Source organism: Streptomyces sp. NPDC002825, assembly GCF_040295385.1.
GTDB lineage: Bacteria > Actinomycetota > Actinomycetes > Streptomycetales > Streptomycetaceae > Streptomyces.
Genome location: NZ_JBEOVH010000001.1, coordinates 119,718 through 141,910 on the forward strand (window position 1 = coordinate 119,718; position 22,193 = coordinate 141,910).

Genomic DNA, 22,193 nt, shown 5'->3' on the forward strand with positions numbered 1-22,193 from the left:
GCGGGCGTGCGGGCGGCGCGCCCTGGTCGTACGGGTGGTCGAAGGACGCCGAGCGGAGGTGCGCCTAGGAGGCCGGGGCGCCGGGGCCGGTCAGGGTGGACCGGGCCGTCGACGCGCCCTGGCCGGCCGGGGCGGGCGCGGCGGACGAGGCGGGCGGTGCGGGCGGCGTCCCCGGCGCGGACAGGGTCCCGGGTGCGGTCGGGGTCCCCGGCGCGGACGGCGCCCCCGGTGCGCTCGCGGCCGGTGCGGTCGCCGTGGTCCTCGTGGCGGCCGTCGCCGACAGGCGGATCAGCCGGGACTCGCAGTGGTCCAGCCAGCGGGCCTCCGCCTCGGTCTGGAAGATCAGCTGCTCCAGGACGAGCAGCCAGGCCACGTCGTCCCGCTCCCCGGCCCCGCCGCCCTCGACGGCGACCAGGGCCTGCGCCTTGAGCCGGGTGTAGTCCTGCATCGCCTTCACGGTGTGCCGGCGCTGGGACTGGATGACGTCGCGGATGTCGACGCCGGGCGCGCCCACGGCCATGGCGAGCTTGATGGCCAGCTCGTCACGGGCGGGGCTGGTGCGGTCCACCGGCTTCTCGAACCAGGTCCTGAGCTCGGCGCGGCCGCTGTCGGTGATCGCGTAGAGCGTGTGTCCGGCCTCGTCCTCGCCGCCCTGCGCGACCATGCCGTCGCGTTCGAGCCGGTTGAGGGTCGTGTAGACCTGGCCGACGTTGAGCGGCCAGGTGGAGCCGGTGCGGGACTCGAACTCCGTACGGAGCTGGGAGCCGTAGCGAGGGCCGCGTTCGAGGAGGGCCAGGAGCCCGTGGCGGATCGACATACTCAGTATGTATACCGGGTATGTCGCTGCGGACAACCGTCCTCGGAGGGACGCGGGAGGTCCGACTCAAGGGGGACCCGGGTGGGCCCGGAGGGCTCAGCGGCGGCGCATCCGGAGCCCGAGGAACCCGATGCCCAGCCCCATCAGGGCGAGCCCCACGCCCAGGGTGAGGACGGGAATCCGCTGGTCGACGAGGGTGGGAGCGGCCTCGCCCGCCAGTCCGGGCGCAGGAGCGGGCAGGCTGGCGGGCGCCGCCTCGGGCAGCGCCGGGTCCTCCTCACGTACCGGCTCCTCGGCCTCCTCGGCGGTCCCGCGCCCGCGCGAGCTTGTAGCGGTTTCGGTACGAGAGGGGCCGGGCGACGGCGCCGAGGCGGTCGCGGAGGAGGCCGTGGACCGGCCGCGCCCGGGGCGGGTCCGCCCCTCGCCCGCGGGCCGCCCCGCGAGGGAGGCGGAGGCGCTCGGGGTGGGCGCGTCGGAGGGTTCGGCGCTGGGGCCGGGCGTCGCGGACGGCGCCCCGGTGCCGGTGGGTGCGGGCGCGGGCGCGGGAGAGGCGGGGGCGCGGGTGCCGCCGCCCGTCGAGGCGGAGGCGGTCGGGGAGGGCCCGTCCGGCGGCGCGTCCGACGAGGGCGCGGCGGAGGGCTGGGTCGCGGCAGGCGTCGGGGCGGTGGTGCCCACCGAGGTGCCGGGTGCCTGTACGCCGTACCCGACGGGCGCGGCGTACAGGGCGCAAGCGCAGGTGAACACGCAGGTGAGCGCCGGGCGGAGGGCCCGCGCGCGTGCCTTGCGGAGTACTGGAGTCACCGGGTGACCCCCTCCCGTCCCGAGCCGCCGAGGTGTCGACTCAGCGTAGACATGCCGGAACAATTCCGGCATCCGGGACGGGTGCAGGGGGTGTACGGGCGATCCCCCGGGTTACTGCGGCGGGTTGCCCGTCGAGATCTTCAGGGTGAACTCGGCGTCCTCGTCCGTGATGTCCTCGCCGGCCGGCGGGTACTGCTCGAGGACCGTGCCCTCGCCGTAGGTGGCCTCGTCCACCGGGGTCTGGGTCATGATCTTCCACCCGGCCGCCTGCACACAGTCCTTCACCGACTGGATGTTCTTGTAGGTGAAGTTCGGGGCCTCGAACTTGGACGGGTCGTCGCTCGACTCCGAAGGCTGCGTGCACTTCTTCGGGTCGATCGTCTTGGTCAGGTCGGGGCCCTTGTGGCCGGGCGCCGCGGACTCGCTCTGCTCGGTCTGGGTCCCGCCCGTGCCGCCCGCCTGCGGGTCCTCTTCGTTCTTGTTCAGGTTGAGCGCGACGAGCAGGCCGCCGATCGCGAGCAGCGCGACGGCGATCGCGCCGACGAGCACCGGGGTGTTCCGGCGGGAGCCGGAGCCGGACGTGCCGGAGCCGCCCGCGACCGTGCCCGGTCCGGACATCGGCGCCGGCGTGGGGGCGTACGGCGCGGGGGCCGGGGTCGGGGCGTACGGCGCGGGCGTCGGCGCCTGCTGCGGGTAGCCGTACGCCGGGGCGGGCGCGGGCGTCGCGGGGCCGTACGGGCCGGGCTGCGGCGTCGACGGCATGTAGGGCTGCTGCACGCCGGGGTGCGGGGTCGGCGGCGGTGTCTGGCCGACGGGCGGGAAGACCGCCGAGCCGACACCCGCGCCGCTGCTGACCGGGCCGCCGCCCTGGACGATCATCGGGGCGCCGGTCTGGCCGGCCGAGAGCACCCGCAGGCATTCGTCGCGCATCGCGGCCGCGCTCGGGAACCGCTCGTTCGGGTTCTTCCGCAGCGCGCGGGCGACGAGCGCGTCCATCGCCGGCGTCACCGAGCGGTTGACGGAGGACGGGGCGACCGGCTCCTCCTGCACGTGCGCGTAGGCGATGGCGAGCGGGGAGTCGGCGTCGAAGGGCAGACGGCCCGTCAGCAGCTGGAAGAGCATGATGCCGACCGAATAAAGGTCGGAGCGGGCGTCCACCGCGCGGCCGAGGGCCTGCTCGGGGGAGAGGTACTGGGGGGTGCCGACGACCATGCCGGTCTGCGTCATCGAGGTGACCCCGGACTGCATGGCCCGCGCGATGCCGAAGTCCATGACCTTGACCACGCCGCGCTTGGTCTGCATCACGTTGCCCGGCTTGATGTCGCGGTGGACCAGGCCCATCTCGTGGCTGACCTCGAGGGCCGCGAGCACGTCGGCCGTGACCTTGAGTGCCTTGTCGGCCGGCATCGCGCCGTACTGCTGGACGTCGGCGGCGAGGACCGAGCCGAGCGGCTGCCCCTCCACGTACTCCATGACGATGTACGGCATGACGGCGCCGTCGAGGGTGTCCTCGCCGGTGTCGAAGACCGAGACGATGTTCGTGTGCGAAAGCTTCGCGACGGCCTGCGCCTCGCGCCGGAACCGCTCGCGGAAGGACTGCTCCCGGCCGAGCTCCGTGTGCAGCGTCTTGATGGCCACCTGCCGGTCGAGGGCGCTGTCGTACGCCAGGTACACCGACGCCATGCCGCCCTCGCCGAGCAGGTCACGCAGTTGGTACCGGCCGTTCGCGACCGAACCGCCCGCATAGCGGCCCTGTGCGCCGTCCTGGCTCATCTGTGCTTCCCCCTACGCGCGCGTGGCGGCGTTGATCCGGAATTTCCTGGCCAAGTCTGCCCCAGGGCAGTGACACGTCAAGCCAGGCATGGGTTTGGTGCCCGTTCCGTGACGCTCCGCACAGGAAGCTCACCCCGAACCGTTTCCGCACTCTCGGGGGAAACCCGTCGAATTTGCACAGGTGTACGTCGAGGGGATTGGATGGCCGGTCCATCTCGGACCGTGGTGTCGTACGGAGCCTGTAGCGTGACGACTGGACACGGCACGACAGACGACGGCGAGGACTGATGGCACCCGAATCCGGAGCAGGTGGCGGTGTGCCGGACGCGTCGGCGGAATCCTGGGGCGAGGGCGGCGTCGTCGGCGACGGCCGCTACCGGCTGACGCACCGTCTGGGCCGGGGCGGCATGGCGGAGGTCTTCGCCGCCGAGGACGTACGGCTCGGCCGCACCGTGGCCGTCAAGCTGCTGCGCGCCGACCTCGCCGAGGACCCGGTCTCCAAGGCCCGCTTCACCCGCGAGGCGCAGTCCGTCGCCGGGCTCAACCACCACGCCATCGTCGCCGTGTACGACTCCGGCGAGGACCTCGTGGGCGGCCGGCCCGTGCCGTACATCGTGATGGAGCTGGTCGAGGGCCGCACCATCCGCGACCTGCTGCTCAGCGCCGAGGCGCCCGGTCCCGAGCAGGCGCTCATCATCGTCTCCGGGGTCCTGGAGGCGCTGGCCTACTCGCACCAGCACGGCATCGTGCACCGCGACATCAAGCCGGCGAACGTGATCATCACGCACACGGGTGCGGTGAAGGTCATGGACTTCGGCATCGCGCGCGCCCTGCACGGCGCGCAGTCGACGATGACCCAGACCGGCATGGTCATGGGCACGCCGCAGTACCTCTCCCCCGAGCAGGCCCTCGGCAAGGCGGTCGACCACCGCTCCGACCTGTACGCGACGGGCTGTCTGCTCTACGAACTGCTCGCGCTGCGGCCCCCGTTCACCGGCGAGACGCCGCTGTCCGTCGTGTACCAGCACGTGCAGGACGCGCCTGTTCCGCCGTCCGAGGTGACCGGGTCCGTGCCGCCGGAGCTCGACGGCCTGGTGATGCGCTCGCTCGCGAAGGACCCGGACGACCGGTTCCAGAGCGCCGAGGAGATGCGCGGGCTGATCCAGTACGGCCTGCAGATGCTCCAGCAGCAGGGCGGCCACATCGGCACGTGGAACACCGGGCCGGTCGCGGTGATGCACGACGGCGGGCACACCCCGGGCGGCGGCATGGCCGCGACGACCGCGATGGGCCACCCGATGCACGGCGAGACCGCGCAGGGCCCGATCCTCCCGCCGATGAACCCGGACGACGGCGGCTACGGCGGCTACGACGGCGGCACGGGCGGCACCGGCGGCTACGGCCAGGGCGGATACGCCGGCGGCAGCGGCGGCAGCGGTGGCCGGGGCAAGGTGTGGCTGTTCGCCGCGCTCGCGCTGATCGCGGTCGTCGCCGGCGTCGTGTACGCCGTGGACAAGGCCAAGGACCCGGGCACGGTGAAGCCCACGACCACCGTCAGCGACTCGCCGGCGACGGTCTCCGAGGAGCCCACGCCCTCGGAGGAGCCCTCCCAGGAGCACACCGAGGAGCCGGGCACGTCGACCGGTGGCTCGACCGACGAGCCGTGGACCCCGCCGGCGACGGAGACGCCGACCGAGCCCACGGGCACGCCGACGACCGAGCCGCCGACGCAGCCGACGACCGCGCCGCCGACCAAGCCCACGGGCACGCCGACGAGGACGACCGCGCCGCCGACGGACAACCCGACGGAGCCGACGGGCGAGCCGACCGACGACTCCTCCGGCGGCAACGGCAACCCGGGCACCCCGACGACGGGCACGGGCACCGAGACCGGCTGACCCGCGGGGCGCCCTGCCGAGGGGCACGGCCCCGTGACCGGCGGCCCGCGGGACATGCCGACGGGCACGCCGCCGACACGGGCTGACCTGCGGGCCGCCCTGCCGGCGCGCACCGGCACCGAGACCGGCCGGCCCGCGGGACATGCCGACGGGCACGCCGCCGACACGGGCTGACCCGCGAGCCGCCCCGCCGGCGTGCTCAGCCGGCGAAGGCGTCGCGGACCGCCGCGTACTCACGCGTCCACCACACCGCCAGGGCCGACACCGCGGGGAACTGCGGGTCGGCCCTGCGGTCGTGCAGCTGGTAGCGCCAGCGCAGGGTCCAGAAGTCGTTGAGCCGCTCCCACCACACCCGGTGCGCCGCCGCCGCCAGCTCGGCCCCGTCCGCGCCCGTCTCGCGCCGGTACGCGCGCGCGTACGCCCGGACCTTTTCCAGGGCCAGCTCCCCCTCGGGCCGTACGAAGAAGATCGCGGCGGCCCTGACCGCCTCCTCGGCCCTGGGGCGGACCCCCAGCCGGTCCCAGTCGACGATCGCGGCGGGCTCCGCGCCCCGGTACAGCAGGTTCAGCGGATGGAAGTCCCCGTGCACCCAGCCGGCGGCGGAGGCGGCCGGCGGACGGTGGTGGGCGTGCTGGGCGAGCAGCCGGCGCCGCTCCCTGAGCCGGTGCTCGGCGAGCGCGTCGAAGCTGTCGCGGGGGCGGTGGGCGCGGGCGAGGCGGAGCAGCTCCTCGATGGCCCGGAAGGTGTCCTCGGGGCGGGCGCTCTCGTGCTCGCCGCCCGGCGGAGGGGACTCCATGACCTGCTCCAGACAGGTGTGGACGCGGCCGAGGAGGGTGCCGAGGCGGCGTGAGCAGCCGGTGGAGAGCTGGGCGCCGTCGCGGTGCCGGCCCTCGACCCAGGGGTGCAGGGCGTAGCAGTGGCCGCCGACGAGGGCGACGGTGCGGCCCCGGCTGTCGGGGAGCGGCGGGGCGACGGGCAGGCCGAGGGCGCCCAGGCGCTGGGTGGCCCGGTGCTGGCGGGCGATGGTGGCCCGGTCGGAGGTGGGGGCGTCCAGGTGCTGCTTGAGGAAGTAGGCGCCGCGGGTGGTGGAGAGCCGGTAGCCGCGGTTGAGCAGGCCCTCGGTGACGGGGACGCAGGAGAGGGGCTCGCCGACGCCCTTGTAGCGGCGCAGGAGGGGGCTGACGGGCGGAGCGAGGGGTACAGATGAGCGCGGCACTCCGCAGATGTTAGATCACGCTGCGTGGTGGAAAGATCGCTCCCCGGAAACCCCCTGGTGAGCGCTCTCGGCCGAGGTCTCCGGCTGCCCGCTGTAGTCGAGCTCGTGCACGGTCACGAACTGCGGTTCGATCCGCATGAACACCGGGGTGAAGGGCTCGCCGTCCACGCGTACGGGCTCGGGCCCGAAGGTCGCCAGCTCCTCCTCGGTCGGTTCGACGATCTCCGCGGTGCCGGTGAACTGCACCGACCAGATGCGCTCGGCGCCGGAGTCGAAGTTGTCCGCGCCGTACGCCACGACGCTGCCGTTGCACGCGCGGTGGTAGCCGAGGCCGCGGTGCATCCGGAGCAGGACACGGCCCTCGGAGACGATGTGGCGGGCGGGGGCGACGAACGGCATCGCCCGCATGCTCGTCGCCACCCGGCCGTACGACACGCGGCCGAGCAGCTCGATGGCGCGGATCTCGTCGGGGGACCTGACCTCGTCGGTGGACATGGTTTCCACTCTCCGCCACCGGCACCCTGTCGGAAAAGGGGCCCCTGCCCCGGTTCGTCGGGGACGTAGGTCCCGAAACCGGGCCGTCGGCCCCGGCCTGGCCCGTGCGGGTGAGACCGGGACCTCGGCGCTCCTCAGTGCCGCTCGGCCTGGAGCCGCGCCACGTACGCCGCGGCCTGCGAGCGCCGCTCCATGCCCAGCTTCGACAGCAGGCTGGAGACATAGTTCTTGATGGTCTTCTCCGCGAGGTGGAGGCGCTCGCCGATGACCCGGTTGGTGAGGCCCTCGCCGATCAGGTCGAGGATCTTGCGCTCCTGCTCCGTCAGATTGGCGAGCTTGTCGTCGCTCTTCGGGTTGTTGCCGTCGCGCAGCCGCTCCAGGACCCGGGCGGTGGCCACCGGGTCGAGCAGGGACTTGCCGGCCGCCACGTCCCGCACGGCGTTGAGAAGTTCGTTGCCCCGGATCGCCTTGAGCACATAACCCGAGGCCCCGGCCATGATCGCGTCGAAGAGCGCCTCGTCGTCCGCGTACGAGGTCAGCATCAGGCACTTGATCGACTCGTCCTGCGAGCGGATCTCCCGGCATACCTCCACCCCGCTGCCGTCCGGCAGCCGCACGTCGAGCACGGCGACGTCGGGGCGGGTCGCGGGAATCCTGACCAGCGCGTCCGCCGCCGTCCCGGCCTCGCCGACCACCTCGATGTCGTCCTCCACGGAGAGCAGCTCGTGGACGCCGCGCCGCACGACTTCATGGTCGTCCAGCAGAAATACCCGGATTTTTCCTTCTTCGCGCACGCAGTCAGTCTCACATATTGGGTCTTCCGGCGCCCGGGGTGCGCGGGATAACGTGCCGGGTGTTCCGACGACGGCGTCGGGTCGTTGTCCATGCGCTGACCAGCGGCGCTTCCCCCATTTCTCGATTTACTTGGAAATCCAAGCAAAATCGCAGGTCAAGTGGGGTTTCGCGGGAATGCCGCGTAATGGGTAACGTGCCTATGACGGCGCTCGCCGGAGCACCTGTCACGCCCGACTCCGGCCGCGTCGCACCCACCCCGTGCGAAGGTACGGACAAGGCGGAGCCGCACTGGCCTCACCGGCGAACCCGGGGGCCGGACCGACGGAGGAGCACGCACGTGACCGTGGAGAGCACTGCCGCGCGCAAGACGACGCGACGCAGCAGCGGCACCAAGCGCACCGCAAGCGCGAGCACGAGCACCACCAAGAAGGCGACGGCCACCACGGCCACTGAGCCCGAGCTCGTTCAGCTGCTGACGCCCGAAGGGGAGCGAGTCCAGCACCCCGATTACGACATCGACCTGAGCGCCGAGGAGCTGCGCGGTCTCTACCGCGACATGGTCCTCAGCCGCCGCTTCGACGCCGAGGCCACCGCCCTCCAGCGCCAGGGCGAGCTGGGCCTGTGGGCCTCGCTGCTCGGCCAGGAGGCCGCCCAGATCGGCTCCGGCCGGGCCCTGCGGGACGACGACTACGTCTTCCCGACCTACCGTGAGCACGCCGTCGCCTGGTGTCGTGGGGTCGACCCCACGAACCTGCTGGGAATGTTCCGCGGTGTGAACAACGGTGGCTGGGATCCCAACAGCAACAATTTCCACCTGTACACGATCGTGCTCGGCTCGCAGACCCTGCACGCCACCGGTTATGCCATGGGCATCGCCAAGGACGGCGCGGACTCCGCCGTGATCGCGTACTTCGGTGACGGCGCCTCCAGCCAGGGCGATGTGAACGAGTCGTTCGTCTTCTCCGCGGTCTACAACGCGCCCGTCGTGTTCTTCTGCCAGAACAACCAGTGGGCCATCTCCGAGCCCATCGAGAAGCAGACCCGCGTCCCGCTCTACCAGCGCGCCCGCGGCTTCGGCTTCCCCGGCGTCCGCGTCGACGGCAACGACGTCCTCGCGTGCCTGGCCGTGACCCGGTCGGCGCTGGAGCGCGCCCGCCGCGGCGAGGGCCCGACGCTCATCGAGGCGTACACCTACCGCATGGCCGCCCACACCACCTCCGACGACCCGACCCGCTACCGCCGGGACGCGGAGCGCGAGGAGTGGGAGGCCAAGGACCCGATCCAGCGTCTCAAGACGTACCTGGAGAACGAGGGCCACGCCGACGCCGCCTTCTTCGAGGAGCTGGAGACGGAGAGCGAGGCGCTCGGCAAGCACGTCCGCGAGGTCGTCCGCGCCATGCCCGTCCCGGACCACATGGCGATGTTCGACAACGTGTACGCGGACGGGCACGCGCTCGTCGACGAGGAGCGGGCGCAGTTCGCCGCCTACCAGGCGTCCTTCGAGGGCGGAGAGGCCGAGTAACCATGGCTGTTCAGAAGCTTCCCCTCGCGAAGGCGCTCAACGAGTCGCTGCGCAAGGCCCTGGAGACCGACCCCAAGGTCCTGATCATGGGCCTGGACGTCGGCAAGCTCGGCGGCGTCTTCCGGATCACCGACGGCCTGCAGAAGGACTTCGGCGAGGAGCGGGTCATCGACACTCCGCTCGCCGAGTCCGGCATCGTCGGCACCGCGATCGGTCTCGCCCTGCGCGGCTACCGCCCGGTCGTGGAGATCCAGTTCGACGGCTTCGTCTTCCCGGCGTACGACCAGATCGTGTCCCAGCTGGCGAAGATGCGGGCCCGGTCGCTGGGCACGGTGAAGATGCCGATCGTCATCCGCATCCCGTACGGCGGTGGCATCGGCGCCGTCGAGCACCACTCCGAGTCCCCCGAGTCGCTCTTCGCGCACGTCGCGGGCCTCAAGGTCGTCACCCCGGCGAACTCCAACGACGCCTACTGGATGCTCCAGCAGGCGATCCAGAGCGACGACCCGGTCATCTTCTTCGAGCCCAAGCGCCGCTACTGGGACAAGGGCGAGGTCGACACCGAGGCCATCCCCGGCGAGCTGCACAAGGCCCGCGTCGCCCGCGAGGGCACGGACCTCACCCTCCTCGCCTACGGCCCGATGGTGAAGACCTGTCTCGAGGCGGCCGCCGTCGCAGCCGAGGAGGGCAAGTCGATCGAGGTCGTGGACCTGCGGTCGATCTCCCCGCTGGACTTCGACACCATCCAGGCCTCGGTCGAGAAGACCCGCCGCCTGGTGGTCGTCCACGAGGCCCCGGTGTTCTTCGGTTCCGGCGCGGAGATCGCCGCCCGGATCACGGAGCGCTGCTTCTACCACCTGGAGGCCCCCGTCCTGCGGGTCGGCGGCTACCACGCGCCGTACCCGCCGGCGCGCCTGGAGGAGGAGTACCTGCCGGGCCTGGACCGCGTGCTCGACGCCGTCGACCGCTCGCTGGCGTACTGAGGAGAGCACGACCATGACGATCCGCGAATTCAAGATGCCCGACGTGGGCGAGGGCCTGACCGAGGCCGAGATCCTCAAGTGGTACGTCCAGCCCGGTGACACCGTCACCGACGGGCAGGTCGTCTGCGAGGTCGAGACGGCGAAGGCCGCGGTCGAGCTGCCGATCCCCTTCGACGGCACGGTCCACGAGCTGCTGTTCCCCGAGGGCACGACCGTCGACGTCGGCCAGGTCATCATCTCGGTGAACGTGGGCGGCGGAGCCGAGCCCGAGGCGCCGGCGGCGCCGGCCGTGGCCGCCGCCCCCGCGCAGGAGCCGGTGGCCGAGCCGGAGCCGGAGGGCCGCCAGCCGGTCCTCGTCGGCTACGGCGTGGCCGCGAGCTCCACGAAGCGCCGGGCCCGCAGGACGACGGCCGCTCCGGCCGCCGCCCAGGCCACCATCCCGGTGGTCCCCGAGCAGCTGAACGGGCACGCCCCCGCGGCCGCCCGCCCGCTGGCCAAGCCGCCGGTGCGCAAGCTCGCCAAGGACCTCGGCGTCGACCTGGCGTCGGTCACCCCGACCGGCCCGGACGGGATCATCACCCGCGAGGACGTCCACCGCGCGGCGGCCCCGGCGCCCGCGCCGGCCGTCGAGGCCCCGGCCCCCGTGGCGGCCCCCGCGCCGGTCGCGGCTCCGGTCCAGGCGGCCCCCGCCGTCCCGTCGGACGCCCGGGAGACCCGTATCCCCATCAAGGGCGTACGGAAGGCCACGGCGGCGGCGATGGTCGGCTCGGCCTTCACCGCGCCGCACGTCACCGAGTTCGTGACCTTCGACATCACGCGCACGATGAAGCTGGTCGAGGAGCTCAAGTCCGACAAGGACATGGCGGGCCTGCGGGTCAACCCGCTCCTCCTCATCGCCAAGGCCGTCCTGGTCGCGGTCAAGCGCAACCCGGACATCAACGCGGCCTGGGACGAGGCGGCGCAGGAGATCGTCCTCAAGCACTACGTGAACCTGGGCATCGCCGCGGCCACCCCGCGCGGTCTGATCGTGCCGAACATCAAGGACGCGCACGCCCAGACCCTGCCCGAGCTCTCGCAGTCCCTGAGCGAGCTCGTCGCCACCGCCCGCGAGGGCAAGACGACCCCGGCGGCGATGCAGGGCGGCACCTTCACCATCACCAACGTCGGCGTCTTCGGCGTCGACACCGGTACCCCGATCCTGAACCCCGGCGAGTCCGCGATCCTCGCGGTCGGTGCCATCAAGCTCCAGCCGTGGGTCCACAAGGGCAAGGTGAAGCCGCGTCAGGTCACCACGCTGGCCCTCTCCTTCGACCACCGCCTGGTCGACGGCGAGCTCGGCTCCAAGTTCCTGGCGGACGTCGCCGCGATCCTGGAGAACCCGAAGAGGCTCATCACCTGGGCGTAGTGCCGAGGTTCGTCCGTTTCACGTGAAACATCCGGCGGTGGCTCCTGCCACCGCCGGATGCGTTTCCGCGTCCTTCTCCGTGGTAGGACTGTTCCGCTTCGCGAACGAGACGAAGCACACGGACGCACAGGGGGAAGCATGGCGGTCACGGTGCCCGGCTGGGCGGACACGCTCCTCGACCTCATAGGCGTGGCCTGGCCCAATGTGGACGAGGACGCCTACCGGGACATGGCGGACGCCCTGCGGGAATTCGCCTCCGACCTGGAGGACGACGGGCAGCTCGCCAACAACCATGTGCAGCGGCTGCTCTCCTCCGGGCACGGCGAGGCCCTCGACGCCCTCAACGGTCACTGGGGCAAAGTCAAGGATAAGCACATCAAGGACATCGCCTCGGCGGCGCGCACCATCGCCGGCGGCGTCGACGCCGCCGCGACCGCCGTCGAGGTCATGAAGGGCGCGGCCCTGGTCCAACTCGGCTATCTGGCCTCGGAAGCCGGAATCGCCCTCTCCCTCATCCCCGTCACCGGCGGACTCTCCGCGCTGATCGGCGCGGGCGCGATGCGCGCCACCCAGGAAGTGGTCAAGCGCCTCATCAAGGAGTGCATGGAGGAGGCGGTCTCCTACATCGTCTCGGCGATGACCGAGCCGGCCGTCGCCGCCCTGGAGAACCTCGCCGCCGACCTCGTCGTCCAGCTCGGAGCCACCGCCCTCGGCCTCCAGGACGGGGTCGACCTCGACCAGGCCAAGCAGGCGGGCGCGGACGGCTTCAAGGACGGCGTGCAGTCCTCCAAGGACGCCCTGAAGCTCGCCTCCGCGGGCGGCTCGGGCGGCGGCCCCGGCGGCGGCAAGGGCTTCTCCATCGACCACGCCGAGCACGACCACGCCGGCACCCAGCTCAACGGCGTCAGCATCGCCATCCACGGCAAGACCAGCGGAAAGCTCACCAAGGCCAGGTCGCACCACGGCCGCACGCGGGGCCGCGACTCCATCGCCCAGGCCCTCGACCCGGTCCTTGACAAGGCGATGGACGCCCTCGCCAAGTCCGCCACGACCATGGGCGACCACGTCGGCAAGACGCTCCCCAAGGCCGTGAAGCAGATCTCCGTCGACCACAAGAACCACGACGACGACGTGCGCGCCCGCCTCGCCAACGAGCGCCGCAAGCACGAGGACGGCGGCGGCAAGGGCCCCGGCGGCGGCCCGAACGACAAGCGCGGCCCGTCCGCCGTGAAGCCCGACTCGATGAAGGACGCCAAGGACGACCCGCGGGGCAAGGGCACCCCCGTCAACACCCGCCGCTGCGCGACCGACCCCGTCGACATCGCCTCCGGCGAGATGATCCTCGCCCAGACCGACCTGGCCCTGCCCGGCGTCCTGCCCCTGATCCTGCGCCGCACCCACCTCTCCGGCTACCGCTACGGCCAGCTCTTCGGCCGCAGCTGGGCCTCGACCCTCGACGAACGCATCGAACTCGACCCCCGCGGCGGGGCGCTCCTGGCCCGCGAGGACGGCTCCGTCCTCGTCTACCCGAGGCTCCCGCAGGCCGAGGACGACGAGGTGTGGCCGGTCGAGGGTGCCCGGCTGCCGCTCTCCCTCGCCGACGCGGGCGCGCTCGGCGACGTCACGTACGCGATGCGCGACCCGCACGCCGGCATCACCCGCCACTACACGGGCAACCCCTTCCGCGGCACGCTCTACTACTGGCTCCGCTCCTTCGAGGACCGCCACGGCAACGTCGTCCACATCCAGCGCGGCGACGACGGCCTGCCCTCCTCCGTCGTCCACGAGGGCGGCTACCGCGCGCTCGTCCTCACCGACCCGGAGGCCGGGCGGGTCACCGGCCTCTCCCTGTACGCCCCGGACGGCGCCAAGACCCTCGCCTCCTTCGGGTACGACCCCTACGGCAACCTCGACACCGTCACCAACTGCTCAGGCCGCCCGCTCCGGTTCACCTACGACGACCAGGCCCGCGTCACCTCCTGGACCGACCGCAAGGGAGCCGTCTACCGGTACGTGTACGACGCCGCCGGCTGGGTCGTCGAGACCATCGGCCCCGACGGCTTCCTCTCCTCCCGCTTCGCCTACGAGACCGACGCCGCCACCGGACACCGCATCACCCGCTTCACCGACTCCACCGGGGCCGTCGCGGTCGTCCGGCTCAACGAACTCGGCCAGGTCGTCGCCGAGACCGATCCGCTCGGCAACACCGTGCTGCGCAGCTGGGACCGCCACGACAACCTGCTCTCCCGCACCGACCCGCTCGGCAACGAGGCCCACTTCACCTGGGACGACCACGCCGACCTCACCCGCATCCGCTTCCCCGACGGCACCGAGGCCACCACCGCCTACGACGCCCTGCACCTGCCGGTGGCGGTCACCGGACCGGACGGCACGACCTGGCGCCAGACCTTCGACGCGCGCGGCAACCGCACCGAACTCCTCGCCCCCGACGGCGCGGTGACCCGCTTCACCCACGACGCCTTCGGCGCGCTCACCGCACGCACCGGCCCCGACGGCGCCACCGAACGCTTCACGACCGACGACGCCGGCGTCACCCTCACCGCCACCGACGCCCTCGGCCACACCTACGCCGTCGCCCGCGACGCCTACGGCCGCCCGGTGCGCGGCACCGACCCCACCGGCGCCGTCACCGCCATGGAGTGGACGCCGGAGGGCTGGCTCTCCCGCCTGACCGGCCCCGACGGCAGCACCGAGAGCTGGACCTGGGACGAGGAGGGCAACTGCGCCTCCCACACCGACGCGACCGGCGCCACCACCCGCTTCGAGTACGGCCACTTCGACCTGCTCACGGCCCGCACGGGCGCGGACGGCGCCCGCTACGAGTTCCGCTACGACACCGAGCTCCGGCTCACCGAGGTCCTCGGCCCCCAGGGGCTGACCTGGACGTACGTCTACGACGCGGCCGGCCGGCTGGTCGCCGAGACCGACTTCGACGACCGCACCGTCCGCTACGCCTACGACCCCTGCGGCCGGCTCGTCGCCCGCACCGGCCCCCTCGGCGACACCACCACGCTCACGTACGACGTCTGCGGCCGGCTCCTCACCAAGGAGATCGCCGGCCGGACCACCCGCTACACCTACGACGCCGCCGGCCGGATCACCTCGGTCACGGCCCCCGACTCCACCCTCACCCTGGAACGGGACGCCCTCGGCCGGGTCCTCGCCGAGACCGTCGACGGCCGCACCCTGCGCTACGAGCGGGACGCGGCGGGCCGGGTGGTGCGCCGCACCACGCCGACCGGCGCGGTGTCGACCTTCGCCTACGACGCCACCGGGCAGCGCACCGAGCTGGTCAGCGGCGGGCACGCGCTGCGCTTCGGCCGGGACGCCCGGGGCCGCGAGCTCAGCCGGGTCTTCGGCGACGCCGACTCGCCCGTGACGCTGGCCTCCGAGTGGAACGCCGCCGGCCGGCTGGCCGGACAGACCCTCACCGGCCCCCGGGGCGAGCTGCGGTCACGCGGCTACGCCTACCGCGCCGACGGCTGCCCGGAGGAGGTCACCGACCGGCTGACCGGTCGCGTCACCCTCTTCGGACTCGACGTGGTGGGCCGCCCGACCGAGGTGACCGGGGGCGACTGGTCGGAGCGGTACGCCTACGACTCCATGGGCAACCAGACCCACGCCGAATGGCCGGACCGGGTGCTGCGGGACGAGGGCCGGGGCGCGCGCAGCTACGGCGGCACCCGGGTCCTCGCCGCCGGCGCGGTCCGCTACGAGTACGACCCCGCGGGCCGCGTGGTGCTGCGCCAGAAGGCCCGGCTCTCCCGCAAGCCGGAGACCTGGCACTACACCTGGGACGCCGAGGACCGGCTGACGGCCTGCCGGACACCGGACGGCACGCTGTGGACGTACGCCTATGACCCGCTGGGCCGGCGCACGGCCAAGCACCGCATGGCGGAGGACGGCCGGACCGTCGTGCAGTCGGTCCGGTTCACCTGGGACGGCAGCCGGCTCGTCGAGCAGACGGACTCGGCCCACGGCACCGCGCTCACCTGGGACTACGACGGCCGCCGGCCGCTCGCCCAGCTGGAGCGGCGCACGGACACCGACGAGAGCCGCTTCTTCGCGATCGTCACGGACCTCATCGGCACCCCGAGCGAACTCGTCGACGAGGACGGCGAGGTCGCCTGGCACAGCCGGACCACCGTGTGGGGCCACACCACCTGGAACCGGGACGCCGTCGCGTACACCCCGCTGCGGTTCCCCGGCCAGTACGACGACCCGGAGACCGGCCTCCACTACAACCTGCACCGCCACTACGACCCGGCGACCGCCCGCTACACCAGCCCCGACCCGCTCGGCCTCGGCCCGGCGCCCAACCCGGTCGCGTACGTGCTCAACCCGCACGTCCGGATGGACCCCGAGGGCCTGATCGCCAAGGGCTGCACGGAGGACGGCGGCTGGTACAGCGGACTCCAGCCCGCGAACCTCAAGAACGACGACGGGACGCGCCGCACCGACGTCGACATGGAGATCAACCACATCCCGGCGAAGGACTCCTACGCCCATCTCGACCAGGCCGGCTTCCGGAAGACGAAGAGCGGCGGCGCGGGCATGGGTCCGGCGATCCGCATGGAGTACGACGACCACCGCGCCGTCACGAGCACCGGCTCCAGCAAGGAGGCCGACCAGTGGCGCGCCGACCAGCGGGCGCTCATCGACGCGGGGCGCTGGGACGAGGCGATGATGATGGACATCAACGAGATCCGGGACCTCTACGGCGACAAGTACGACACGCATATCGCCGATATGATCGAGAGCCTCAAACACAACCGCAAATTCCAGAAAATGCTGGCAGACCGCGGCTGGACGATCGACTACGACATCCTGAAATAGGAACTCCTGAGAGAGAAAGGCGTGGGTGGGGAATGGACCTGCTGCTCGAACCCCCGCACGGTGTCGGGCCGGTGCGGCTCGGGATGACGCTCGACGAGGCGGTCGCGGCCGTGTCGCCCTGGGGAGAGCCCCGGGTCCGCACCCGCCCCAACCGTGTCCTGGTGACCATCTCGGCGAAGTGCGACAAGGTGGGCGTGGAGGTGCTCCTGGAGGAGGAGAACACCGTCACGGCGATCGAGCTGTGGTGGCCGGGCGAGGGGCGGGAGACCTCGACCCGGGTCCTGCTCGACGGCGAGGACGTCTTCCGCGCCCCGGCCGACGAGATCCTGGCGCGGGCGGTGGAGCGGGGCTGGACGGTCGACGCGGAGAATCCGGAGAATCCGGTGGTCCCGGGGGTCTCGCTCGGTTTCACGCGGCAGACCTCGCAGGAGGTCCCGCGCAATGCGGACGGAATTCCGGTCCATTTCACCTCCGTTCTCGTCGCGGGCGAGAAGTACTACGACTACCGCTACGAGAACGCGGGCTGAGTCCGCGGTCCGCGAGCGGTTCGTGGCGTCGGCCCCGTCCACGATGTGGACGGGGCCCTTTCTTGCACCTCTGTTGTATCTATGCTGTGCGCATGCCATCAGCGCCAGCCGGTCCCGCCCCCCTGCCCACCAAGCAGCCCCCCGCCGCCGACCGCGTCTACATGCACGTCAAGCAGGCCGTACTCGACCGGCGCTACGAGGGAGGCACCCTCCTCACCGAGGGCGAACTCGCCCAGGCCGTCGGGGTGTCCAGGACCCCCGTCCGCGAGGCGCTGCTCAAGCTGGAGATGGAAGGGCTGCTCAAGCTCTACCCGAAGAAGGGCGCCCTCGTCCTCGCCGTCTCCGCCCAGGAGATCGCCGACGTCGTCGAGACCCGGCTGCTCGTCGAGGAGTTCGCCGTCCGCCGCGCCGTGCCCGCGCCCGCGAGCCTGATCGCCCGCCTCGAAGAGCTCCTGGAGGAGCAGAAGCGGCGCGCCGAGGCCGGAGACCTCGCCGAGGTCGCCGTCACCGACCGCTGCTTCCACGCAGAGATCGTCCGGCACGCCGGCAACCAGATCCTCGCGCGCCTCTACGACCAGCTCCGCGACCGGCAGTTGCGCATGGGCGTCGCCGTGATGCAGTCCCAGCCGGACCGCGTCGCCAAGAACATCACCGAACACGCCGAGATCCTCGACCGCATCAAGGCCGGCGACGTCGAGGGCGCCGCGCACTGCGTCCGCCAGCACCTCAGCTGGGTCAAGGTCCTGGTCCGGGGTGAAGCCCGATGAGCCCGGTCAGCCTCCCCGACGATCCGCCCGGCGGCCGCCGCGCCGCTCTCGTCTGGGGCGTCGGCGTCGCCGTCTACTTCGTCGCCGTCATCTTCCGTACGTCCCTGGGCGTCGCCGGACTCGACGCCGCCGACCGCTTCGACGTCAACGCCTCCGCGCTCTCCACCTTCTCCATCCTCCAGCTGCTCGTCTACGCCGGCATGCAGATACCCGTCGGCCTCCTGGTCGACCGGCTCGGCACCAAGAAGGTCCTGACCCTCGGCGTCGTCCTCTTCACCGTCGGCCAGCTGGGCTTCGCGCTCTCCCCCTCGTACGGCACGGCCCTCGCCTCCCGCGCCCTCCTCGGCTGCGGCGACGCCATGACCTTCATCAGCGTCCTGCGTCTCGGCAGCCGCTGGTTCCCCGCTCGCCGGGGCCCGCTGATCGCCCAGCTCGCCGGCCTCATCGGCATGGCCGGCAACCTCGTCTCCACCGTCTTCATCGCCCGCGCCCTGCACGGCCTCGGCTGGACGACCACCTTCGTCGGCAGCTCCCTCGCCGGCGCCCTCGTCCTCGTGCTGCTGCTGCTCTTCCTCAAGGACCACCCCGAGGGGCACGAGCCGGAGCCCGCCGCGCACGCGGGCGCCGCCTTCGTCCGCCGACAGATCGCCGAGTCCTGGCGCGAGCCCGGCACCCGGCTGGGCATGTGGGTGCACTTCACCACCCAGTTCCCGGCCATGGTGTTCCTGCTGCTCTGGGGCCTGCCGTACCTCGTCGAGGCCCAGGGCCTGTCGCGCTCCACCGCCGGGACCCTGCTCACCCTGGTCGTGCTCTCGAACATGGTCGTCGGCCTCGCGTACGGGCAGATCATCGCCCGCCACCACGCGGCCCGCGCCCCGCTCGCCCTCGGCACGGTCGCGGCCACCGCCCTGCTGTGGGGGACCACCCTCGCGTACCCCGGCCACGCGCCGATGTGGCTGCTCGTCACCCTCTGCCTGGTCCTCGGCGCCTGCGGACCGGCCTCGATGATCGGCTTCGACTTCGCCCGCCCGGCCAACCCGCCGGAGCGTCAGGGCACCGCCTCCGGCATCGTCAACATGGGTGGTTTCGTCGCCTCGATGACGACGCTCCTCGCCGTGGGCGTGCTGCTCGACGCGACCGGCGACAACTACCGGATCGCGTTCTCCTCGGTCTTCGTCCTGGAGACCCTCGGCATCGTGCAGATCCTGCGCCTCAAGGCCCGCACCCACCGCAGGGAACGGGAACGGCTCGTCGCGAGCCGCGTCGAGGCCGTGCACGTACCCGTGTGACCGAGGACGTCTACCGGGGCGTCACCGCGAAGTTGTCCAGGATCGCCGCCGCGAGGTCCGCGTCGCCCTCGATCTTGACCCGGTCGGCCACCTCGGCCGGCCGGACCCGGCCGCAGGCCAGCCGCACGAACGTCTCCCAGTCCGTCGCCAGCGTCACCGCGGGGCCGAGGGACGGCGCGCCGTCGATCGAACCGCGGCCCTCCGCGTCGACCCGTACCGTCCGCAGGAACTCCACCGGACCGGTCACGTCGAGCACCACCGCCGAGGACGCGGGCGCCCCGGCGTCCTTCGCGACCACGTTCGGCAGCGCCTCCAGGAGCACGTCCCGGGCCACCAGCGCACCCGCCGAGTCCAGGTTGCCCGGCACGCCCAGCGCCGCCCGCAGGTCCTGCTCGTGCACCCACACGTCGAAGGCACGGTCCCGGTAGGCCAGTTCGAGGGACTGCTCGGCGCCGAGGGGAGCGCGGATCAGATGCTCGGGGGAGCGGTTCTCGTTGCGGAGCTGCCGGGCCCGGCGGATGAGGATGTACTCCAGCTCCGAGGTCATCTCCGGGGCCGTGTGGTGCCGGCGCACATCGACCTGGACCTCCATGTAGCGCGCGAAGTCACTGCGCACGTGGTACAGGTCGCGGGGCAGGGAGTGGATCGGCCGCGGGTCGCCGAGCATCTCCGTCTCCATGCCGATCACATGGGACACGATGTCCCGCACCGACCAGCCGATGCACGGGGTCGGCCGGTTCCACTCGCCCTCCACGAGCGGCTGCACCAGCTCGGCTATCGCCTCGATGGAATGGGTCCAGGCGTCGGCGTAGTTCTGGAGGCTGGGATGGACGGTCACGGGACCCCTCGGCGGTTCTTCGGTGCGCGGGCTGAAAACACGACTGGGTGGGAGGCTCGGACGCTAAGTTACGCTGCCCGAAGGCACCCCGGCAGTGCTTTCGTGTGACGATCGTAGGCCGGTGTTGACGGCTCGAATGCCAGGACGGTGGTAGTGTGCGCGCCTCGCTGATCCAGATCGCGGTAGACCCGGACGAACCGGTCGACGCCCGACGCGCCCGCGTGGCACGTCTCGTACGGGAGGAATCCGGCCGCGCCGACCTCGTCGTCCTGCCGGAACTGTGGACCGTCGGCGCCTTCGCGTCCGACCTCTTCGCCGCCGAGTCCGAACCGCTGAACGGCCCCACCCACCGGGCGATGGCCGCCGCCGCCCGCGAGGCCGGGGTCTGGCTGCACGCCGGCTCCTTCGTCGAGGCGGAGGGCGGAGCGCTCTACAACACCTCGCTCGTCCTCTCCCCCGACGGCGAACTCGTCGCCTCCTACCGGAAGATCCACCGCTTCGGCTTCGACAAGGGCGAGGCCGTCCTCATGGCCGCCGGCGAGGACCTCGTCACCGTCGACCTGCCGACCCTCACCGTCGGTGTCGGCACCTGCTACGACCTGCGCTTTCCCGAACTGTTCCGCGGCCTCGTCGACGCGGGCGCCCAGGCCTTCGTCGTCCCGGCCGGCTGGCCCGCCCGCCGCCGCGCCCACTGGACGCTCCTCGCCAGGGCCCGGGCCGTCGAGAACCAGGCGTACGTCCTCGCCTGCGGCACCGCCGGCACCCACGCGGGCGTGGAGCAGGCCGGGCACTCGATCGTCGTCGACCCCTGGGGCGAGACCCTCGCGGAGGCCGGCCCGGACGAGGAGATCCTGCGGGTCGTCCTGGACCCGGCGAAGGTCCGCACGACGAGGGAGGAGTTCCCGGCGCTGAAGGACCGCGTCCTGGGCCTCGCGACGCCGCGCGCCCGGCGCGCCTGAACCCTTTCGGATTCGTGGAGAGGCAGCCCGTGAACGACCAGGAGAAGGCGGCCCTCGCCGCCTTCGCCGAGCTCTTCGGGCCGCCCCCGGCCGCGCCCGCCCCGCCCGTCGACTGGGACGCCGTCGAGGAGTGGCTCGGTCTGCGTCTCCCCGCCGACTACAAGGCGATCGCCTCCGCTTACGGGCCTCTCGACATCGGTGAACGGCTCTGGCTGCACACCCCCTTCGCCGGCGACGCGCGTCTCTTCGACTACGGGAGCTTCGTCGAGGAGGGCCGCCGGGACGCCCCCGGCGTCCTCCCCTTCGGCGAGACCCGCATGTCCGACACCCTCTACTGGGACACGACCGCCTCCGACGACCCGGACGAGTGGCCGGTCGTCGTCCACGTGAAGGACCTCGCGAGCGCCCGCAAGGACCCCTGGCTGCGCCCCGGCACCACGCTCCTGCCCACGCTCACCGGCTTCGTCTCCGACGGCCTGCGCCCGCACCTCGCCCGCAGCGGCATGGCGGGCGGCGAACTCTCCGCCTGGACCCCGCCGCCCCGCCGCCCCGAACCGACCCCCGAACAGCGCGCCGCACTCGCCTCCGGCGGCACCGGCCTCGACACGCTCACCGCACTGATCCCGCCGCCCCCCGAGCCGTACCTCGGCTCGGAGAGCTGGGAGTGGCTGTACGAGCGCCTCGGCACCCGCCTCCCCACCGAGTACGTCCGCCTGATGGAGACGTACGGGGCCGGTGAATGGACCCAGTGGCTCCGCTTCAGGGCCCCGCTGGGCACCCGGCGGTACGACCTGGCGGGCACGGAGCAGTGGTACGGCGCCGCCTACCGGGGCATGCGCGCCGACTACCCCCAGTACCACCCGCTGGCCGTCTGGCCCGAACCCGGCGGCTTCCTGCCCTTCGCCGACTCCATCGACGGCGACCAGCTGTGCTGGCTCACCGAGGGTGCCACCCCCGACGACTGGCCGCTGATCGTCATCCCGCGCCACGCCGGCCAGGGCCCGCCGCTCACCGGCACGCTCACCGGCGCCCTCCTCGCCTGGCTGCGCGGCGAACTCCGCACGGAGGGCCTCCCCGGCCTCGCACGCGCGCACGAGGACCCGCTGGACGTCATCGGCTTCGAGGCGTACGGACCGACGCCCGACTAGCCCGGCTCAGTACGAGGACCCGGTCCAGAAGTGGGTGGCGCGGGAAGGAGGCGGTCGGCAGCAGCCCGCCGCGTACCTCCGAGACGAGCGACTCTCGGGGGAG

17 protein-coding genes are annotated in these 22,193 nt (G+C 72.5%); 11 read left to right on the forward strand and 6 right to left on the reverse strand.

The genetic code is table 11. The features are described from left to right. Window positions 1–64: 64 nt before the first annotated feature. Window positions 65–817 (reverse strand): PadR family transcriptional regulator, encoded by a 753-nt coding sequence (locus tag ABT041_RS00575; RefSeq protein WP_351176651.1) that lies wholly within the window; start codon window positions 815–817, stop codon window positions 65–67. Between the two features lie 388 nt (window positions 818–1,205). Between ABT041_RS00575 and ABT041_RS00580 the strand changes: the two genes are divergently transcribed. Then, a complete protein-coding gene (locus tag ABT041_RS00580; RefSeq protein WP_351176653.1) occupies window positions 1,206–1,625 on the forward strand; it encodes a hypothetical protein in 420 nt (139 codons plus the stop codon). Between the two features lie 104 nt (window positions 1,626–1,729). Here ABT041_RS00580 and ABT041_RS00585 read toward each other — a convergent pair whose 3' ends face one another. After that, complete coding sequence (locus ABT041_RS00585; protein ID WP_351176656.1) at window positions 1,730–3,391, reverse strand: protein kinase domain-containing protein; 1,662 nt, start codon at window positions 3,389–3,391, stop codon at window positions 1,730–1,732. Between the two features lie 287 nt (window positions 3,392–3,678). On the opposite strand from ABT041_RS00585, the gene ABT041_RS00590 reads away from it, so the two are divergent. Next, window positions 3,679–5,289, forward strand: coding sequence for a protein kinase domain-containing protein (locus ABT041_RS00590; protein WP_351176659.1), 1,611 nt, complete (start codon window positions 3,679–3,681; stop codon window positions 5,287–5,289). Window positions 5,290–5,488: 199 nt separating this feature from the next. On the opposite strand, the gene ABT041_RS00595 is transcribed toward ABT041_RS00590, so the two are convergent. From ABT041_RS00595 to ABT041_RS00605, 3 genes are all read right to left on the reverse strand, one after another. Continuing rightward, window positions 5,489–6,505 carry a phosphotransferase enzyme family protein gene (locus tag ABT041_RS00595; protein WP_351176662.1) on the reverse strand — a complete coding sequence of 339 codons (1,017 nt, stop codon included), beginning with the start codon at window positions 6,503–6,505 and terminating at the stop codon, window positions 5,489–5,491. Between the two features lie 15 nt (window positions 6,506–6,520). Further along, a complete protein-coding gene (locus ABT041_RS00600; RefSeq protein WP_351176665.1) occupies window positions 6,521–7,000 on the reverse strand; it encodes a pyridoxamine 5'-phosphate oxidase family protein in 480 nt (159 codons plus the stop codon). A gap of 134 nt (window positions 7,001–7,134) precedes the next feature. Further along, on the reverse strand, window positions 7,135–7,794 hold the full coding sequence (locus ABT041_RS00605; RefSeq protein ID WP_351176668.1) for a response regulator: 660 nt from the start codon (window positions 7,792–7,794) through the stop codon (window positions 7,135–7,137). A gap of 338 nt (window positions 7,795–8,132) precedes the next feature. On the opposite strand from ABT041_RS00605, the gene pdhA reads away from it, so the two are divergent. The 7 genes from pdhA (at window position 8,133) to ABT041_RS00640 (ending at window position 19,145) form a co-directional block, all read left to right on the forward strand. Beyond that, window positions 8,133–9,317, forward strand: a complete 1,185-nt coding sequence (gene pdhA, locus ABT041_RS00610; protein WP_351176671.1) for a pyruvate dehydrogenase (acetyl-transferring) E1 component subunit alpha — start codon at window positions 8,133–8,135, stop codon at window positions 9,315–9,317. A gap of 2 nt (window positions 9,318–9,319) precedes the next feature. Beyond that, on the forward strand, window positions 9,320–10,300 hold the full coding sequence (locus tag ABT041_RS00615) for an alpha-ketoacid dehydrogenase subunit beta (RefSeq protein ID WP_351176674.1): 981 nt from the start codon (window positions 9,320–9,322) through the stop codon (window positions 10,298–10,300). Between the two features lie 13 nt (window positions 10,301–10,313). After that, window positions 10,314–11,705, forward strand: a complete 1,392-nt coding sequence (locus ABT041_RS00620) for a dihydrolipoamide acetyltransferase family protein (RefSeq protein WP_351176677.1) — start codon at window positions 10,314–10,316, stop codon at window positions 11,703–11,705. Between the two features lie 138 nt (window positions 11,706–11,843). Next, window positions 11,844–16,562 carry a DUF6531 domain-containing protein gene (locus tag ABT041_RS00625; protein WP_351176680.1) on the forward strand — a complete coding sequence of 1,573 codons (4,719 nt, stop codon included), beginning with the start codon at window positions 11,844–11,846 and terminating at the stop codon, window positions 16,560–16,562. A 32-nt stretch (window positions 16,563–16,594) separates the two neighbouring features. Beyond that, window positions 16,595–17,089, forward strand: coding sequence for a hypothetical protein (locus ABT041_RS00630; RefSeq protein ID WP_351176683.1), 495 nt, complete (start codon window positions 16,595–16,597; stop codon window positions 17,087–17,089). Between the two features lie 92 nt (window positions 17,090–17,181). Next, the gene (locus ABT041_RS00635; RefSeq protein ID WP_351176686.1) at window positions 17,182–17,856 is read left to right on the forward strand and encodes a GntR family transcriptional regulator; all 675 of its coding nucleotides are present in this window, start codon (window positions 17,182–17,184) and stop codon (window positions 17,854–17,856) included. Continuing rightward, a complete protein-coding gene (locus ABT041_RS00640) occupies window positions 17,853–19,145 on the forward strand; it encodes an MFS transporter (protein WP_351176689.1) in 1,293 nt (430 codons plus the stop codon). The genes ABT041_RS00635 and ABT041_RS00640 overlap by 4 nt, the downstream gene beginning before the upstream one ends. Window positions 19,146–19,155: 10 nt before the next feature. On the opposite strand, the gene ABT041_RS00645 is transcribed toward ABT041_RS00640, so the two are convergent. After that, window positions 19,156–19,983, reverse strand: a complete 828-nt coding sequence (locus ABT041_RS00645) for a maleylpyruvate isomerase family mycothiol-dependent enzyme (protein WP_351176692.1) — start codon at window positions 19,981–19,983, stop codon at window positions 19,156–19,158. 155 nt (window positions 19,984–20,138) lie between these two features. Here ABT041_RS00645 and ABT041_RS00650 point away from each other — a divergent pair, with 155 nt between their 5' ends. Both ABT041_RS00650 and ABT041_RS00655 read left to right on the forward strand, forming a co-directional pair. Next, on the forward strand, window positions 20,139–20,942 hold the full coding sequence (locus ABT041_RS00650; protein ID WP_351176695.1) for a carbon-nitrogen family hydrolase: 804 nt from the start codon (window positions 20,139–20,141) through the stop codon (window positions 20,940–20,942). A gap of 29 nt (window positions 20,943–20,971) precedes the next feature. After that, window positions 20,972–22,090, forward strand: coding sequence for an SMI1/KNR4 family protein (locus ABT041_RS00655; protein WP_351176698.1), 1,119 nt, complete (start codon window positions 20,972–20,974; stop codon window positions 22,088–22,090). The last annotated feature ends 103 nt before the right edge of the window (window positions 22,091–22,193 follow it).

What these genes read in the sequence shown, in the direction of transcription:
- ABT041_RS00625 (WP_351176680.1), top strand. Translation starts at nt 11,844, where the DNA reads ATGGCGGTCACGGTGCCCGGCTGGGCGGACACGCTCCTCGACCTCATA.
- ABT041_RS00630 (WP_351176683.1), top strand. Translation starts at nt 16,595, where the DNA reads ATGGACCTGCTGCTCGAACCCCCGCACGGTGTCGGGCCGGTGCGGCTC.
- ABT041_RS00615 (WP_351176674.1), top strand. Translation starts at nt 9,320, where the DNA reads ATGGCTGTTCAGAAGCTTCCCCTCGCGAAGGCGCTCAACGAGTCGCTG.
- ABT041_RS00640 (WP_351176689.1), top strand. Translation starts at nt 17,853, where the DNA reads ATGAGCCCGGTCAGCCTCCCCGACGATCCGCCCGGCGGCCGCCGCGCC.
- ABT041_RS00600 (WP_351176665.1), bottom strand. Translation starts at nt 7,000, where the DNA reads ATGTCCACCGACGAGGTCAGGTCCCCCGACGAGATCCGCGCCATCGAG.
- ABT041_RS00590 (WP_351176659.1), top strand. Translation starts at nt 3,679, where the DNA reads ATGGCACCCGAATCCGGAGCAGGTGGCGGTGTGCCGGACGCGTCGGCG.
- ABT041_RS00575 (WP_351176651.1), bottom strand. Translation starts at nt 817, where the DNA reads ATGTCGATCCGCCACGGGCTCCTGGCCCTCCTCGAACGCGGCCCTCGC.
- ABT041_RS00620 (WP_351176677.1), top strand. Translation starts at nt 10,314, where the DNA reads ATGACGATCCGCGAATTCAAGATGCCCGACGTGGGCGAGGGCCTGACC.
- ABT041_RS00585 (WP_351176656.1), bottom strand. Translation starts at nt 3,391, where the DNA reads ATGAGCCAGGACGGCGCACAGGGCCGCTATGCGGGCGGTTCGGTCGCG.
- ABT041_RS00635 (WP_351176686.1), top strand. Translation starts at nt 17,182, where the DNA reads ATGCCATCAGCGCCAGCCGGTCCCGCCCCCCTGCCCACCAAGCAGCCC.